Raw genomic sequence first — 17,061 nt, forward strand, 5'->3', positions numbered from 1 at the left:
TATCTTTTTGCCTTTATCAAAATGCAAGGACTACTATGCACACTTCAAAAAATTTACGCGAACTTACCTTTAGAGGCTTGATTTTAGGGAGTATTCTTACCCTCATCTTTACCGCTTCTAATGTCTATTTAGGGCTTAAAGTGGGGCTAACTTTTTCCTCCTCTATCCCTGCTGTTGTCATTTCTATGGCGGTTTTAAGCTTCTTTAAAAATTCAAGCATTTTAGAAAATAATATGGTGCAAACAGAAGCCTCCGCCGCTGGAACGCTTTCGGCGGTGATTTTTGTCATACCGGGGCTTTTTATGTGCGGGTATTGGAGTGAATTTCCTCTATGGCAAACCTTTATGATTTGCCTTTGTGGTGGAGTGCTTGGAGTGCTTTTTACCATACCCTTAAGGCGTGTGATGGTGGTGGAGAGTCAATTAGCCTACCCGGAGGGCAGAGCGGCGGCTGAAATTTTAAAAGTGGCAAACAAAGACCAAAGTAATAAAAAAGGCAAAGAGGGCGTGAAAGAAATCGCCTTTGGCTCTTTCATCGCCGCTATAATGAGCCTTTTTAGCAGTGGCTTTAAAATCATAGCGAGCGAAAGCTCCCTAGCTTTTATTTGGAATAAAATGGCTTTTGGCTTTTCTATGGGCTATTCTTTAGCACTTTTAGGTGCGGGGTATCTTGTAGGACTTACAGGAGCGATAGCACTTTTTGTGGGAATGTTTTTAGCGTGGGGCGTTTTTACGCCTTATCTTTCAAGCTTTGAATTTACAAGCACGAGTGAGGCGGTAAGTTTAGCAGGAAGTGTGTGGAAAGATAAGGTAAGGCTCATTGGCACAGGCACCATAGCCATAGCGGCACTTTGGACTCTTTTTGAGCTTTTAAAGCCTGTGTTTGAGGGCATGAAAGAATTAATCAAACACGCTAAACTTAGCCCAGAAGTTAGCAAACAAGACCTTTCATTTAAAAGCATTGCGGTATTATTTTTCATCACGCTTTTAGGGCTTTTTGCGACCTTTTATAGTTTTGTGAGTGAGGCGAATTTAAGCCCTTTTTATACCTTACTTTTTAGCATAGGTGGGACGATTTTAGCCGTGCTAATAGGCTTTTTTGTAGCGGCTGCTTGTGGCTATATGGCAGGACTTGTTGGCTCATCTTCAAGCCCAATTTCTGGCATAGGTTTAATAGCCATTATCGCTTCTTCTTTGGTAATTTTGCTTGTAGGGGCGGATATTTTTAAGGGTGAAATGCTTTCTCAATTTGCCATCGCTTTAGCCATTTTTATCACAAGCGTGATTTTAGCCACGGCGGCGATTTCAAATGATAATTTGCAGGATTTAAAAACAGGACATTTAGTCGGTGCGACTCCTTGGAAACAGCAAGTTTCTTTGCTAATAGGCTGTGTTTTTGGGAGTTTAGCTATCACACCTGTTTTAAATTTGCTTTATCAAGCTTATGGTTTTGTAGGGGCTATGCCTAGAGAGGGTATGGATACTTCCGCCGCCTTAGCCGCCCCTCAAGCTAATCTTATGAACACCATAGCACAGGGCATTTTTCATCAAAATATAGAGTGGAAATACATAGCCTTTGGAATTTGCGTAGGCATTTTAGTCATCATCATCGATAAATTTTTAAGAAAAAGCGATAAAATGCTCCCGCCTTTAGCCGTAGGTATAGGCATTTATCTTCCGCCTTCTGTGAATATCCCTTTAGTTATAGGTGGGGTTTTAAAATATTTTGTGATGAAAAAACTCGCACAAAAATACGCTAAAAATTCACACAAAGATGAAAAACTCGCTAAAAGTGAGCAAAGAGGCACACTTTTTGCCTCTGGGCTTATCGTGGGGGAAAGCATTTGCGGGGTTATAATAGCTGGGATTACCGCTTTTTCTTTAAGCCGTGGAGGGAGTGAAAGTCCGCTTGAACTTGGACTTGGCATTTATAATAATGAGCTTTTAGCCCTTATCTTTTTCATCGGTGCGGTGTTATTTTTCATCAAAAGAATTTTAAGAAAAGACTAAATTATTGCAACCCACTCGAAGAGCGGGTTAGCAATAAATTGAAGGCAGTCAAGCCTAGTATTACAAGACTAGCGAACTAGGCTTGTAAAGCTGGGCTTTTTTCTCTCAAATCAAGCTAAATTCTAGCCCATTTGAAAGAAACGCTTTTGCCCTTTAGAAAAAATGCCTTGCATTTAAGTTTCTAAAGTGGCAAACCGCGTTGAAAGAAAATAGGGCTAGAATTTCGCCCTAAATTTACCCCTTACTGCTTAAGCTGTAAAAGCGTGTTTAGCATTTGATCACTTGTTGAAATGGTTTTTGAATTTGCTTGATAGCCCCTTTGCACGATGATGAGCTGGGTTAAACTTCTACTTAAATCCACATTAGACATTTCAAGTGCTGAGGTTTTCATCTCACCACGACCACCTGTTCCTGCCTCGCCGACTACGATATTACCACTATTTCCCGTTACTTTGAAAAGGTTACCGCCGATTTCTTCAAGCCCTGAGTTATTTGCCACACTAGCCATTGCTATCTTAGCCACGGCAAAAACCTTTCCATTTGTAAATTCGCCTAAGATGTGTCCCTTATCATCAACGCGGATTGCGTCAGGTTTTAAATTCCCTGAAGTGTAGCCGTCTGTGGCTTGATTTGTCAGCGTTGAAGCCGAGCTTGAGCTTACAAGTCCGTCATTTGCACCGCTTGTTCCAAAAGAAAGCTTGATTTGCTGATTTGGCGCAGCGCCGTTATTTGGACTGAAATTTAAAGTTTTAGGGCTATAACTTGCTAGTGAGCCGTCATTATTAAAGCGAGCAGAGCCTACGACTATATTACTTGGACCATCGCCTGTGGTGTTGATTTCAGCAGGTTCAGGCACACGGATTATCATTTGCCACTCGTTTCCGCCGTCTTGAGTGGTAGTTTGCTTGACAAATTGCACTTCTAAGGTATGCTTATTCCCTAAACTATCGAAAATTTCAAGTCCCGCTGAAAAGGCTGAAAGTTTGAGTTGCTCACTTTCTTTCTTTTGACTTCCTGCGGTTTGCACGCCATCAAAGGCTTTAAAGATTTTGGTAAAGGCGTCATTTGTGCTGATTTTACCAAGTGCATCGGTATAAGATGTTACATTAAAGCTTAAGTCTTTTGCCGTTGTTGTTACTGCTTGACCTGTTTGCAAGGCATTTGCTGGGATTTGGCTATCTTGCTTTGCATTAGACACGGTAAAGCGTCCATCATCGCTCACGGTGATGGTTACTTTTTGATTGATGTCTTCTGCTGCAAAAGCACCATTGCCATTATAATCGACCCCATATCTTGCGTCTCTTTGTAAAAGCTCTCTTAAGTCCTCAGTCGTTCTAAACACACGCACATCTTCATTATATAGTCCCCCTCTTAAAGCGTCCCAGTAGTTCGCACTAGCTGGGTCTGTCGGTCTAGTGTTTGCATCAGCATCATTATCTGTAAAAGCTGCTCCGCCATCAGGATTATACATCGGTGGTAAATTTTGCGGAGAACTTGAGTAGGTGTATTTGTGTGCTGTGATGACGGCCGCATTTGTTGGACCTGTGGTTTGGTTACCCGTTCCCCCTGTGGCTGTCCAAACGCTTCCGTTTTGATTCACTTTGCCATTACCGAAAGTAAAGTTATTATTATTCCAAGTCGCATTCCAAAGTTCGCCTGCGGTGTTTTGTGCATTGACGATTAGGTTGATATTTTTCATATTATCGGTTGTGCCGTTTTCATTTCTGTTGATAAATTCTATCCCTGTGCCATCAGCCTTTTTAGTCGCTACGACACCTGTGCCTTCTCTACCTTCTTGCGGATTTGTGAAGGTGTTGATGTAGGCTATGGCTTGGTCTAAACTGCTGATGTCATTATTTTGTATAGCTACGCCGTTTATGGTGATGTCAAGGCGTGTTTTTTGATTTTCACTTCCCCAGAAAACGACATTGTTTTGATTTATTTTATTATTAGCGTCAAAACCTGTTCTATTTGTGCCATTTGTTACAAATTTAGAGTCCGCAAAACTTACCCAAATGCCCTGCCCTTCTCTTAGGTTAAGCCCTTGACCGCTACCATTAAAGAGTGAGCCCGCATCAACGCCCTTTTCAGTAACTTCTATGCCGTTTTTAGAAGTGGTGTAAAACTGCGTTGTGCCGTTATCGTTTTCATCTTTTGTTTCGCCTGTTTTTTTATTAAAGCCGTGGATAGAGTCAAGTCCATAAAGTGGGCGCGCGGCGTTGCCGATGTTTAAGCCACTATTTAAATTCGCCTTGATAGCAACTTCGGTTGATTTAGCCGCTGGTATGTGAAGACCCGGATCGATGAAAAGGTTCTTAGGAGACCTTGAAGTATCTATGCTTTGGTCGTCCCAGTTGATGTTCCAGCCTTGCACGACAAAGCCTGCATTATTGACAAAATTCCCTGCGGCGTCTAGTTTAAAATCCCCTGAACGCGTGAGATAACGAGTCAGCCCCCCGTCATCACTCACCATAAAAAATCCGTCTCCATTAATCGCGATGTCGGTATTTTTATCCGTTGTTTGCACTGAGCCTTGAGAGTGAATTCTAGTGGTTGAATTTATGCTCGTGCCAAGACCGATTTGGAGTGGATTTTGTCCGCCTAAATTTTCAGTAGGCACGGTGGCGATTTTCACAGTTTGAGAAAACATCGTGCCAAAGTCAGCTCTTGAGTATTTAAAACCTGTGGTATTAACATTTGAGATGTTATTACCCTCAACATCCATTGCGATTTGGTGTGCTTGCATACCGCTAACACCAGACCAAAGAGAACGCATCATAGTAAATCCTTTTTTAAAATATTGCTTCAAAATTGCTACAAGTTTATAAGCAAGAAGTGTTCCAAGTTTTCTAAGCACTTTTTAAATTCTTTTAAATATAATGCGAATTTTTAACGCATATAATAAGGTATAACAAAATGAAAAAAGATTTAATCATCGTGGAGTCCCCCGCAAAGGCAAGAACGATAAGCAATTTTTTAGGTAATAAATACGAAGTCATAGCCTCAAAAGGACACATTAGAGACCTACCAAAAAGTAGTTTTGGCATAAAGATAGATGAAGATAACTTCGTGCCTGAATACCGCATATCAAAAGACCATAGTGCTTTAGTTAAGGAGCTTAAAGTTAAAGCGGCTAAGGCGGGGCAAATTTATCTCGCAACGGACGAGGATAGAGAGGGCGAGGCGATAGCCTATCACATCGCTAAAGCCATAGGTAAAGATGAAAACTCCCTACCTCGCATAGTCTTTCACGAAATCACCCAAAACGCCATAGAACACGCACTTAAAAACCCTAGAAAGCTCGATATAAATTCCGTCAATGCCCAGCAAACTAGGCGTTTACTTGATAGAATAGTCGGCTACAAACTAAGCCCTCTTTTAGGACAAAAAATTCAAAGAGGCTTAAGTGCGGGTAGGGTGCAAAGTGCCGCACTTAAAATCATAGTCGATAGAGAGAAAGAAATCCGTGCTTTTGTGCCGCTTGAGTATTTTAGTATCGATATGATTTTTAGTAAAGATTTAGAAGCCGAACTTGTAGAATTTGATGGCAAAAAGCTTGAAAAACTAAGCCTTACCAACAAAGACAGAGCCAAACTCATCTTAGAAGAGTGTCAAAAAGCACAATTTGTCGTAGAAAAGATAGAAAGTAAAGAGCGTAAAATCGCCCCGCCGCCGCCCTTTATGACCTCTACACTACAACAAAGTGCGAGTAATCGCCTTGGCTTTACCCCCAAAAAAACGATGATGATAGCGCAAAAGCTTTATGAGGGGGTTAAAACGCATCAAGGCACGATGGGCGTTATCACTTATATGAGAACGGATAGTTTAAACCTAGCTAAAGAAGCTGTGAAGGGGGCGAGGGAATTCATCAAAGAGCATTTTGGTAAGGAGTATTTACCAAGCAAAGAAAACATTTATACGACTAAAAGCAAGGGCGCGCAAGAAGCTCACGAGGCCATTCGCCCTACGAATTTAAGCTTTACGCCTGAACTTGCCGCTAAGTTTTTAGACAAGGACGAGCTAAGGCTTTACACTCTCATTTATAACCGCTTTTTAGCCTGTCAAATGAACCCTGCCCTTTCACAAAGTCAAGGCGTGTTTGTCAAAGGAGCAAGGGCGTTGTTTAAGATAAGCGGGAGAAGAGTGCTATTTGAGGGCTTTTATAAGGTGTATGGGGATATGGATAAGGACAAGATTTTACCCGAATTTAAAAAAGCACAGGTGCTAAAAACGCAAAAACTTTCTATGTCAAATCACTTCACCGAGCCTCCGTCAAGGTATTCTGAAGCAGGACTTGTCAAAAAGCTTGAAAGCCTAGGCATAGGACGCCCCTCAACCTATGCGCCGACAATTTCCATTTTAAGTGCGAGGGATTATGTAGTCATAGAGAAAAAACAGCTCGTGCCAAATGAAATCGCCTTTAGCGTTACCGAACTTTTAGAGAAAAATTTCAGCGACATAGTCGATAGTCATTTTACTTCCAATTTAGAAAATACCCTTGATGAAATCGCAGAAAATAAAGCCGACTGGCAGGAGACTTTAAGGGAGTTTTACTATCCTTTTATGCGAAAAATCGAAGAGGGTAAAAGCACAATCAAAAGTCAAAAAACCTTCACTAAGCTTGAGGAAAAATGTCCGCAATGTGGGAGTGAATTAGCCGTGCGTAAGGGCAGATATGGGGAATTTATCGCTTGTCTTGCCTTTCCAAAATGCCGCTATTCAAGGAATTTAAAGGAAGATAACGCAGAAAAAAAGGAAACAAAAAAAGCAAATGGCATAGGGGTCAAATGCCCTAAATGTGAAAATGGCGAAGTAGTGGAACGCTTTTCAAAAAGGGGGAAATTTTATGGGTGTAATCATTATCCAAAATGTGATTTTGTCTCAAACTACAAGCCAAGCGAGGAAAAATGTGAGAAATGTGGGGAAAATATGGTGATTAAAGAGCTTAAAAAAGGCACTTTTTTAGAGTGCTTGAAATGTAAGGTTAAGAAGGAATTGCAATGAAAAGTGATACATTTAATAAGCTTAAAAATCACTAAAATTTGAAATTTCACATAGGCACTAAAATAGCTTAAAAAGTGCCTGAAGTGCGATCTCAATTTCTTGCTAAGAAATAAATACGCTTTTGAAAAGGAAAATGACAAAAGTTTTAATGAATTTTTCACTCAAAAAAAGTGCAAAATACTGCTACGAAAGGCTTATATGCGTTTTAAAGAACAAGATTTTGATCCTGGGGGGATATGTTTTAGAGCCGTGAGAATTTGAACTTTTATAATTTATGCTTAAAGGATCAAGAATAAGTATAGGGTTATGATGTTAAAAGATAAAGAGAAAATTGTAAGGACCTTGTTTCCAAAAACAAATTTAAGGCTAATTTTGTAGTTTTTTAATCGAAAAAACTTTGATAGAACGGAATATTTGCGAAGAAGAGTTTGATGAAGTTTCAAAATATTTTTACTGAAATTGAAGTAAAGGCTGATAAAACGATAAAAAAGTAATTCTAAATATTAAAATCAAACATTTGCAAATTGATAAAATGGTTGTTTTGAAAAGAGCTTATTTGACACATTTTTGCAAGAACATTTTTCTTATCCGCAAAGATAGCGACAAATTAAAAGCGTTAAATCAATTTTAAAATCTCCAATATGCAAGTTTCAAATGAAAGCATTGAAATTATCGAGGAAGATATGACACAAATAGGTTATAAATGAAATTTTAAGCCTGAAAATATGCAACAAATTCACACGAGGGAGGAAGTGGTGGATATTTTTTATAAAAAAATGAGCATCAATAAAAAAAGCATTAAGAAAAAGCTAAAAAATCAATAAATTTTTAAAATCATCATCTTATTTAAGAGTAAATTTCTATCAAAATAAGAGTGCAAGTATGCTATAATCGAAAAAATGACAAATTTAAAGGAGGCAAAATGCACTTAAATCCCCTAGAAAATAACCAAAATTTAGGACTTTACAACCCTCAAAACGAACACGATGCTTGCGGAATCGCTGCTGTGGCAAATATACGTGGAATCGCCTCTTATAAGGTCATTTGTGATGCTTTAGAAATTTTAATGAATTTAGAGCATAGAGGTGGGGCGGGAGCTGAAGAAAATTCAGGCGATGGTGCTGGCATACTTATACAACTTCCGCACGATTTCTTCAAAACGCAAGATTTAGGCTTTAGCTTACCAAAAAAGGGCGATTATGCTGTGGCACAGATGTTTTTATCTCCAAATTTAGACGCTAAAGAGGAGGCTAAAAAGCTTTTTTTGGAGGGACTTAAGGAGAAAAATTTGGAATTCCTAGGCTTTAGGGCGGTGCCTTTTAATCCCAGTGATTTGGGAGAAAGTGCGTTAAAGGCTATGCCTTATTTTTTACAAGCCTTTGTAAAAAGACCTGCAAAAGTAGCGGCGGGACTTGAATTTGAGCGTTTGCTCTATGCTACAAGGCGTTTGATAGAAAAAAAAGCTTTCAATGTGCCGAAATTCTATTTTTCAAGCTTTTCTTCACGCACCATAGTTTATAAGGGAATGCTACTTTCAACCCAACTAAGTGATTTCTACCTAGACTTTAAAGATGTCAATATGAAATCCGCCATCGCACTGGTGCATTCGCGTTTTTCGACCAATACCTTTCCTAGCTGGGAGAGAGCACACCCAAATAGATATATGGTGCATAATGGCGAAATTAACACTATCAATGGCAATGTCCATAGTATCAAGGCTAGAGAAGGCTTAATGCAAAGTGATTATTTTGAAAATTTAGAGGAGCTTTTTCCCATTATAGCAAAGCCTAGTAGCGACTCGGCAATGTTTGATAATACCTTAGAATTCCTTGCCTTAAACGGACGCACTTTAGAAGAAGCTTTTATGATGATGGTGCCTGAGCCTTGGCATAGAAACGAAAATATGCCTAGTGCAAAAAGGGCATTTTATGAGTATCATTCTGTATTGATGGAGCCTTGGGACGGACCTGCGGCTATTGTTTTCACGGACGGGGTGATTATGGGGGCGAGTTTAGATAGAAATGGCTTTCGCCCATCAAGATATTATCTCACAAAAGATGATTTTTTAATCCTTTCTAGTGAAACAGGTGCGCTTAAAATCGATGAGAAAAACATCAAAGCTAAGAAGCGTTTGGAGCCGGGCAAACTTTTGCTTGTCGATACAGCAAGAGGCAGAGTAATAGCAGATAATGAAATAAAAGAGCATTACGCAAATGCCAAGCCTTATAAAAAATGGCTTGAGAATTTAATCAAGCTTGAAAAGCAAGAAGACACAAATTATACACATCATTTCTTAAAACAAGAGGAGATTTTAAGCTTACAAAAGGCTTTTGGCTGGAGTTATGATGAGCTAAAATTAAGCGTTTTGGCTATGGCAAATTCTGGCAAGGAAGCTTTAGCGGCTATGGGTGTGGATACGCCTTTAGCGGTGCTCTCAAAGCAGTATCAGCCCTTATTTAATTATTTTAAACAACTTTTCGCACAAGTAACTAACCCTCCCCTTGATGCCTTGCGTGAAGAGATAGTTACTTCAACAAGAATTTATCTAGGTCGCGAGGGTAATCTTTTAAAGCCTAATGAAAGCAATGCCAACAGAGTTAAAATTCAACTTCCTATTATTAGTAATGAAGAGCTTTTTAAGATTAAAAATCTAAAAAATTTCAAGGTTAAGGAATTTTCTATCATTTATGATTACAAGAAAAAAAGCTTAGAAAATGCTTTAGAAGAGCTTTTTGTAAAAGTGGAAACGGAAATTAAAAAAGGCGTTTGTGCGGTGATTTTAAGCGATAGGGGTGTAAGTGAAAAAATGGCTTATATCCCGTCCTTACTTGCCGTTTCTGGACTGCATAATTATTTAGTAAGAAAGAGCTTAAGAACACACACAAGCATAGTGCTAGAAAGTGCCGAGCCTCGTGAAATTCATCATTTTGCCTGTCTTTTGGGATATGGTGCGACGGTGATTAATCCTTACTTAGTGTATGAGAGCATTAAGGATTTGATTGACAAGAAAGAATTAAAGCTTGATTATCAAAAAGCGGTGGGTAATTTCATCAAAGCAAGTTCGGCTGGAATAGTAAAAATCGCCTCCAAAATGGGCGTTTCTACCCTACAAAGCTACAATGGCTCGGCACTTTTTGAGTGTCTTGGTATCAATTCTAAAATTGTGGAAAAATACTTTAGCTCCACAACTTCACGCATAGAGGGCATTGACTTAGAAGACATCGAAAAAGAAACGCTAAAACTTCACAATGAGGCTTTTAAAGACAAAAGCAAGGCTTTAGACTCACTTGGAATTCACGGCTTTAGAAGCGAAAAAGAGGAGCATTTAATCGACCCTTTAGCCATCTTTCATCTTCAACAAGCCTGCAAAAATAAAGATTATGAAAGTTTTAAAAAATACTCACACATCATCAACAATAAGCAAATTCATTTAAGATCTTTAATGGAATTTGACTTTAGCGAGGCGATTAACATCGATGAGGTTGAAAGCGTAGAAAGCATAATGAAACGCTTTCGCACAGGGGCTATGAGCTATGGCTCTATTTCAAAAGAAGCACACGAGTGCTTGGCACAGGCGATGAATCAAATCGGTGCACAGTCAAATTCAGGCGAGGGCGGCGAAGATGAAAGCCGCTACGAAAAAGAAAATTTGATGAAAAATTCCGCTATCAAACAAGTAGCTAGTGGGCGTTTTGGTGTGGATTTAAACTACCTCAACCACGCAAAAGAATTGCAAATCAAAGTTGCACAAGGTGCAAAGCCGGGCGAGGGAGGACAGCTTATGGGCTTTAAAGTCTATCCTTGGATAGCTAAGGCTAGACACTCAACCCCGGGCGTTACCCTCATCTCTCCGCCACCGCATCACGATATTTACTCCATAGAGGACTTAGCACAGCTTATTTATGATTTAAAAAACGCAAATAAAGACGCAAAAATTTCCGTCAAGCTTGTCAGTGAAAATGGCATAGGCACGGTCGCAGCCGGAGTGGCTAAAGCAGGAGCGAATTTAATCCTTGTTTCAGGCTATGACGGAGGCACAGGAGCAAGTCCAAGGACTTCTATCCCACACGCTGGAATCCCGTGGGAGCTAGGACTTGCCGAAACGCACCAAACATTGATTTTAAACGGCTTAAGAGAAAGGGTAAGGCTAGAAACGGACGGGAAATTAATGAGTGGACGTGATTTAGCCATAGCCGCACTTTTAGGAGCGGAGGAATTTGGCTTTGCAACCGCCCCTTTAATCGTAATGGGCTGCACAATGATGAGGGTTTGCCACTTAAATACCTGTCCTTTTGGAATCGCAACGCAAGATGTGGAGCTTAGAAAGCGTTTTAAAGGTAAGGTTGATGAGGTAGTTGCTTTTATGCACTTCATCGCACAAGAATTAAGAGAATATATGGCAAGACTAGGCTTTAAAAATGTTGATGAAATGATAGGTCGGGTCGATAAACTCCGTCAAAAAGAAACAAGCACAAAGGCGAACAAGCTTAATTTAGATAGAATCTTAAAAGCCCTGCCAACTTATAATAAAACCGCCGTGCATTTTAAAGAACATAAGGATAATAAGCTTGAAAAAACCATTGATTATAGAATTTTACTTCCTCTTTGTAAGCAAGCTGTATCCAACAAAAAGCCCATAAAACTTAGCCTTGAAGTGGGTAATCAAAGTCGAACTTTTGCTACTATGCTTTCAAGTGAGCTTTTAAAAAGTTATGGAAAAGACGCTTTGAAAGACGAGCAAATTCAAATCACCGCCATAGGTAATGCAGGAAACAGCTTTGGAGCATTTTTGCTAAAGGGCATAAAGCTTGAAATCATCGGTGATAGTAATGATTATCTAGGCAAGGGCTTAAGTGGAGGGAAAATCATCGCAAAAAGTTCTTCTAAAGCAAGTTTTAGCCCTGAAGAAAATATCATAGCAGGAAATGCTTGTCTTTATGGAGCAACTGAAGGAGAGGTGTATTTAGACGGCATAGCTGGGGAGAGATTTTGCGTAAGAAATTCGGGTGCTAAAGCCGTAGTTTTAGGCACGGGAGTGCATGGCTGTGAATATATGACAGGAGGGCTTGTAGTGGTGCTTGGCGATGTGGGGGTGAATTTTGCCGCTGGAATGAGTGGGGGCGTAGTGTATGTGCTAGGTAGGCACAATGAAGCAAATGTCAATAAAGAGCTAGTTGATGTCAAAGAGCTTAATGCAAAAGATGAAAAAGAGCTTAAAACAATGATACAAAAGCACATTGACTACACAAATTCAAAAAAGGCAAGAGAGCTTTTAAATCGTTTTGATAAAAAAGACTTTTTTAAGATTATGCCACGAGATTATGAAAAAATGTTAAAACATTTAGAAAGTTTTAAGGGAGAAAAAGCACAGGAATTAAAGGCTTTTGAAAAATTTATACAGGAGATGAGGGGTTAAGATTGAGGTTAAAAATTTGTGATATTGATAAAAATGCGATTGCAAGTTATCAAGCAAATCACCCTTATACTAAAACGATTTGCAAAGATATATGTGAGCTTAATAATGCTGAATTAAAAGAGTTTAGCAACATAGATATTTTGCTTGGTGGTCCCCCTTGTCGATGTATCCACCCACGAAATTCTAGAGCTTTAAACAATACCGCTCATAAAATTATTTTAAATGGCTATTGAAAGAAAAACCGCCTAAATTTGATATAAAGGAGTAAAAATGGGAAATGTGAGAGGATTTTTAGACTTTAAAAAAGCAAATAATCAAAAAATAGCCCCTAGTGAGCGGGTTAAGAATTTCAAAGAATTCGTCAAGCCTTTAGATAAAAAAGAGCGTGAAATTCAAGCGGGGCGTTGTATGGATTGTGGGGTGGCATTTTGTCATACAGGTAAAATGAGCGAGGGCAAAGACATAGGTTGTCCGTTAAATAATCTTATCCCTGAGTGGAACGACTTGCTTTACCGCTCTTTATGGGAAGAAGCCTTTAAGCGTTTAGAATTAACAAATCCTTTCCCCGAATTTACAGGGCGTGTGTGTCCTGCACCTTGTGAGGATTCTTGCGTGTGTGCGATTAATGGCGAAAGTGTGAGTATAAAGGATAATGAATTAGCCTTAGCGGAAAACGCCTTTAAAGAAGGTTTCATCACGCCTTTAAAGCCTCAAAAGTATAATGGTAAAAAAATAGCCATCATAGGTAGCGGTCCAGCAGGACTTGCCTGTGCGTATTCTTTAAATTTGTTAGGTTATAAGGTAAGCGTGTATGAAAGAAGTGATAAAGCTGGTGGGCTTTTGATGTATGGTATCCCTGATATGAAGCTAGAAAAAAGCGTGGTGCAAAGACGCATAGCCTTACTAGAAAAAAGCGGAGTGGAATTTAAACTTAATCAAAATATCAATAGCAAAGAAAAAGCAAACAAGCTTTTAAAAGAATTTGATGCACTTATTCTTTGCACAGGAGCAAGTGAGCCAAATGCTCTAAATATCAAGGGTAAGGACTTAAATGGCGTAAAATTTGCTATGGATTTTTTAAGTGAAAATACCAAATCCTTGCTTAAAAACTCAAAGCCTGCCACAACAGCTAAAGGTAAAAATGTGCTTGTGATAGGAAGTGGGGATACGAGCGTTGATTGCATCGCAGTGGCGTTAAGGCAGGGAGCTAAAAGTATCACGCGTTTTGAGCGAAGTCCTAAAAAAAGTGAGCTAAGAAGCAAAGATAATCCTTGGCCTCTAAAAGCGGATATTTTTACCACAGATTATGGCTTGGAAGAGGCTAAGGCGGTGTATCAAAAAGATGTAAGAGAGTATCAAAAGCTTACTAAAGAATTTGTAGGTAAGGATAAGCTTGAGGGCGTTTTGGCGAGTGATTTAAAGCGTGAAAATGGCAAAAATGTTGAAATTAAGGGTAGCGAGAAGCTTTATAAGGCGGATTTAGTGCTTTTGGCTATGGGTTTTAGTGGAAGCGAAAAGGCTATAAGCGTGAATTTTGGAGTGAAATTTGATACAAAAAATAATATCGCAACGACAAATTATCAAAGCTCACACGAAAAAATTTTCTCCTGCGGAGACGCAAGAACGGGGCAAAGCCTTGTCGTGTGGGCGATTAAAGATGGGTTAAAATGTGCTTTAAGAGTGCATAAAGAACTTAGCGGAGAATAACTTCGCTAATGTTCTAAAATTAATCTTAAATTTTCTCTAAGAAATTTTAAGATTTTCTCCCATTAAAAACTCTCAAATATTGAAGTCAAAGCTCCAAATATTTTTGAAATTTTTGCTTAAAAATTTTTATTTTACCTTCTTAGATTTCAAGTTTATAATCTTTTTACACAAATAAAACTTTCATTTTCAACATTTCCTTAGAATAAAAACTAAAAATACTAATTAATACTTTTAAATTCACTTTCACTTCACTTAATTATTTTATACTTTTAGTAAAGATTTAAAGGAGAAATGATGAAAAAGACATTAGCGGTTTTAGCGACTTTGAGCTTAGGTTTAAGCGTGGCAAATGCGGAGGATATTTATGGGACGATTATTGATATTAATGATGCTTCAAAAACCATACTTGTAGAGACGACTCACGGACAAAGGCTTAATATGAAAATTCTACCAAATACACAAATTGATATGGACGAGTGTGGATTTTTATGGATGGATAAGCAAGGCACTTTTAAAGATTTAAAAGTTGGCACTTTTTTAGAAGCTGAAGTGTTTCACATTAATGCCCCAACCCAACCAAACACTCAAGACCCACAAGCCACACCTCAAATGGTAACGGTTAAAAAAATCGACATAGACTGCAAGAAAAAAGCCTATTAATTTAACCAAATTTCATTATAATGCCTCATTAAAAAGGCGTTATAATGAGAATCAACAAATTTCTATCCCACAATACCACTTATTCACGCCGTGAAGCAGATGAGCTTATCAAGCAAGGTTTAGTCAAAATCAATCAAAAAACCGCCCAATTAAGCGATGAGGTCAAAGATGAGGATAAAATTTTTCTCAAAAATAAAAGAATTTACAAAAAAACACAATTTAGCGTCATCATCTACCACAAACAAAAAGGCGAGTTAGTCAGCCGTAAAGATGATAGAGGAAGAAAAACCATTTATGAAAATTTACCTAAAAATTTTTCCACTTGGCTGAGTGTAGGGCGGCTTGATTACACGAGTGAGGGCTTACTCCTACTCACAGATAGTCCCGTCATAGCTGACGCTTTAATGCATAGTGATTTAGAGAGAGAGTATTATTTAAAAATTAAAGGACAGATTTCAAAACAAGTGATAGAAGCAATGCGAAATGGACTTGAAATTCAAAACTCCACAAAGGGCGCGCACGCAAAAACAAAAATCAATGCCATGAAATTTGCTCCCTTTTTAGACTTTGAAATTTTTGGCTGGAGCGGAGGCTATACAAAACTTCGAGTCGTCATAAATGAGGGGCAAAATAGGGAACTTAGACGCTTTTTTGGTTATTTTGATTTAGAAGTCATGGACTTAAAAAGAGTGGCATTTGGAGTGCTAGAACTTGGAATGCTAAAGGCAGGGAAATACCGCTTTTTAGAGCGAGGCGAGTATGAAAAATTACGCGATTTTTTAAAAATCAATGGGATAAGATATTAAAATTAAAGGCTTTTTATGGAATTAAATCAGGTCATCGTGGCTTTTGCCTTGACAGCTTTTGCAGGCTTTTCGACCATCATCGGTGCAATTATGGCTTTTTTTACAAAAAAAGATGATTTACGCATACTTTCTTTTGGCTTGGGCTTTTCATCGGGGGTGATGATTTATATCTCTTTTATGGAAATTTTGCCCCATTCCATAGTCTCTATGCAAGAGCATCACAAAAATGGCGAACTTCTAGCCTTAGCTTGCTTTTTTGGTGGGATTTTACTCTCCTTAATCATCGACAGACTCATTCCAAAAGATGTCAATCCTCACGAACCACGAAACGATTTAAGTGAGCTTAAAATTTGTCCCCTCCCAAAAAATAATGAAAAAACTCCGCATTTTCACCCAGGAGAGCCTATTATTAATACACGCACTCTTAAAAGAACGGGAATTTTCACCGCTATTGCCATAGCGATTCATAATTTTCCTGAAGGCTTTGCCATTTTTTACGCTAGTCTTGAAAATATCAGCTTTGGTATAGCCATTGCCATAGCCATTGCTATTCACAATATTCCCGAAGGTTTAGCCGTGTCCTTACCTCTATATCACGCTACAAATGATAAGAAAAAAGCCTTCATCTACTCCGCACTTTCAGGTTTTGCCGAGCCTTTAGGTGCTTTAATAGGCTATTTAATCTTACTGCCCTTTATTGGGGAACTCGCCCTTGCTGTGAGTTTTGCTCTTGTGGCAGGGATTATGGTATTTATTTCCTTAGATGAGCTTTTACCTGCAGCAAAAACCTACGATAAAGCCCACGATAGCTTATACGGGCTAATAATAGGTATGGGCGTTATGGCTTTGAGTTTATATTTACTCGACTAAAACCTCGCTCTTAAATGTGCAGCGTGTGTAAGTGCTATGGCTATGGCGTCCGTGATATCTAAAGGCTTGATGTCTTTTGAAATGCCTAGCAGTCTTTTTACCATAAAAGCCACTTGCTCTTTACTTGCCTTTGCTTTTCCTGTGATGGTTTTTTTGATTTGTAGGGGAGTGTATTCTGCGAATTCGCCGTGAAGTTGGAGGATTTTAAGGCTTAAAGCACCACGAAATTGTGCGAGTTTTAAAACACTTTGTGGATTATACGCAAAAAATATATCCTCAATCGCCACTTCATCAAAATGATGTGTTTTAAAAATTAAATCAAGCCCCTCACAAAGCTCCGTGATTTGATACTGCAAGGTGCTAGGCTTGATTTTAATAAGACCCGCTTCGATGAGAGTATTTTTACCCTTAATGACTTCAAGTATAGCATAGCCACAAAAACGACTCCCCGGGTCTATCCCTAAAATTTTCACATCTTTCCTTAAAATCAATTCACATTGTGAAAAATTGTTTCACAACTTGTGATTTTAACCTTTTTTTATGAATTTTAGGCTAAAATTACGCCCTTAAATTATCAAAAAGTAGGAAA

General features: G+C 38.7%; 10 protein-coding genes. 8 read left to right on the plus strand and 2 right to left on the minus strand.

The window, feature by feature from the left end; translation table 11 throughout:
- The first annotated feature begins 35 nt into the window (after positions 1-35).
- The gene (locus tag CVULP_RS08505; RefSeq protein WP_099507708.1) at positions 36-2,009 is read left to right on the plus strand and encodes an OPT family oligopeptide transporter; all 1,974 of its coding nucleotides are present in this window, start codon (positions 36-38) and stop codon (positions 2,007-2,009) included.
- Between the two features lie 241 nt (positions 2,010-2,250).
- Here the strand turns inward: CVULP_RS08505 and flgE are convergent, their stop codons facing one another.
- Positions 2,251-4,788 (minus strand): flagellar hook protein FlgE, encoded by a 2,538-nt coding sequence (gene flgE / locus CVULP_RS08510; protein WP_099507717.1) that lies wholly within the window; start codon positions 4,786-4,788, stop codon positions 2,251-2,253.
- A 137-nt stretch (positions 4,789-4,925) separates the two neighbouring features.
- Here flgE and topA point away from each other — a divergent pair, with 137 nt between their 5' ends.
- The 7 genes from topA (at position 4,926) to zupT (ending at position 16,472) form a co-directional block, all read left to right on the plus strand.
- Positions 4,926-7,013: a type I DNA topoisomerase gene (gene topA / locus CVULP_RS08515; RefSeq protein WP_099507709.1), complete on the plus strand. Its 2,088-nt coding sequence runs from the start codon at positions 4,926-4,928 to the stop codon at positions 7,011-7,013.
- A 922-nt stretch (positions 7,014-7,935) separates the two neighbouring features.
- A complete protein-coding gene (gene gltB, locus CVULP_RS08520) occupies positions 7,936-12,429 on the plus strand; it encodes a glutamate synthase large subunit (protein WP_099507710.1) in 4,494 nt (1,497 codons plus the stop codon).
- Positions 12,430-12,431: 2 nt separating this feature from the next.
- Positions 12,432-12,662: a DNA cytosine methyltransferase gene (locus CVULP_RS08820; protein WP_215728953.1), complete on the plus strand. Its 231-nt coding sequence runs from the start codon at positions 12,432-12,434 to the stop codon at positions 12,660-12,662.
- 37 nt (positions 12,663-12,699) lie between these two features.
- Positions 12,700-14,136, plus strand: a complete 1,437-nt coding sequence (locus CVULP_RS08530; RefSeq protein WP_099507711.1) for a glutamate synthase subunit beta — start codon at positions 12,700-12,702, stop codon at positions 14,134-14,136.
- 294 nt (positions 14,137-14,430) lie between these two features.
- Entirely contained in the window at positions 14,431-14,796 is a 366-nt protein-coding gene (locus CVULP_RS08535; RefSeq protein WP_099507712.1) for a hypothetical protein, read from the plus strand.
- A gap of 44 nt (positions 14,797-14,840) precedes the next feature.
- Entirely contained in the window at positions 14,841-15,602 is a 762-nt protein-coding gene (locus CVULP_RS08540) for a pseudouridine synthase (protein ID WP_099507713.1), read from the plus strand.
- Positions 15,603-15,617: 15 nt separating this feature from the next.
- A complete protein-coding gene (zupT, locus tag CVULP_RS08545; protein ID WP_099461491.1) occupies positions 15,618-16,472 on the plus strand; it encodes a zinc transporter ZupT in 855 nt (284 codons plus the stop codon).
- Here the strand turns inward: zupT and ruvC are convergent.
- The gene (ruvC, locus tag CVULP_RS08550; RefSeq protein WP_099461492.1) at positions 16,469-16,945 is read right to left on the minus strand and encodes a crossover junction endodeoxyribonuclease RuvC; all 477 of its coding nucleotides are present in this window, start codon (positions 16,943-16,945) and stop codon (positions 16,469-16,471) included. The two genes, zupT and ruvC, sit on opposite strands and share 4 nt — an antisense overlap.
- Between the last annotated feature and the right edge of the window lie 116 nt (positions 16,946-17,061).

The sequence above is a fragment of the Campylobacter vulpis genome (assembly GCF_014217995.1).
Classification (GTDB): domain Bacteria; phylum Campylobacterota; class Campylobacteria; order Campylobacterales; family Campylobacteraceae; genus Campylobacter_D; species Campylobacter_D vulpis.

Bases quoted from the DNA above. Each gene is read 5' to 3' on its own strand.
- gltB (WP_099507710.1), top strand. From the start codon at position 7,936: ATGCACTTAAATCCCCTAGAAAATAACCAAAATTTAGGACTTTACAAC.
- topA (WP_099507709.1), top strand. From the start codon at position 4,926: ATGAAAAAAGATTTAATCATCGTGGAGTCCCCCGCAAAGGCAAGAACG.
- CVULP_RS08505 (WP_099507708.1), top strand. From the start codon at position 36: ATGCACACTTCAAAAAATTTACGCGAACTTACCTTTAGAGGCTTGATT.
- CVULP_RS08535 (WP_099507712.1), top strand. From the start codon at position 14,431: ATGAAAAAGACATTAGCGGTTTTAGCGACTTTGAGCTTAGGTTTAAGC.
- CVULP_RS08540 (WP_099507713.1), top strand. From the start codon at position 14,841: ATGAGAATCAACAAATTTCTATCCCACAATACCACTTATTCACGCCGT.
- flgE (WP_099507717.1), bottom strand. From the start codon at position 4,788: ATGATGCGTTCTCTTTGGTCTGGTGTTAGCGGTATGCAAGCACACCAA.
- zupT (WP_099461491.1), top strand. From the start codon at position 15,618: ATGGAATTAAATCAGGTCATCGTGGCTTTTGCCTTGACAGCTTTTGCA.
- CVULP_RS08530 (WP_099507711.1), top strand. From the start codon at position 12,700: ATGGGAAATGTGAGAGGATTTTTAGACTTTAAAAAAGCAAATAATCAA.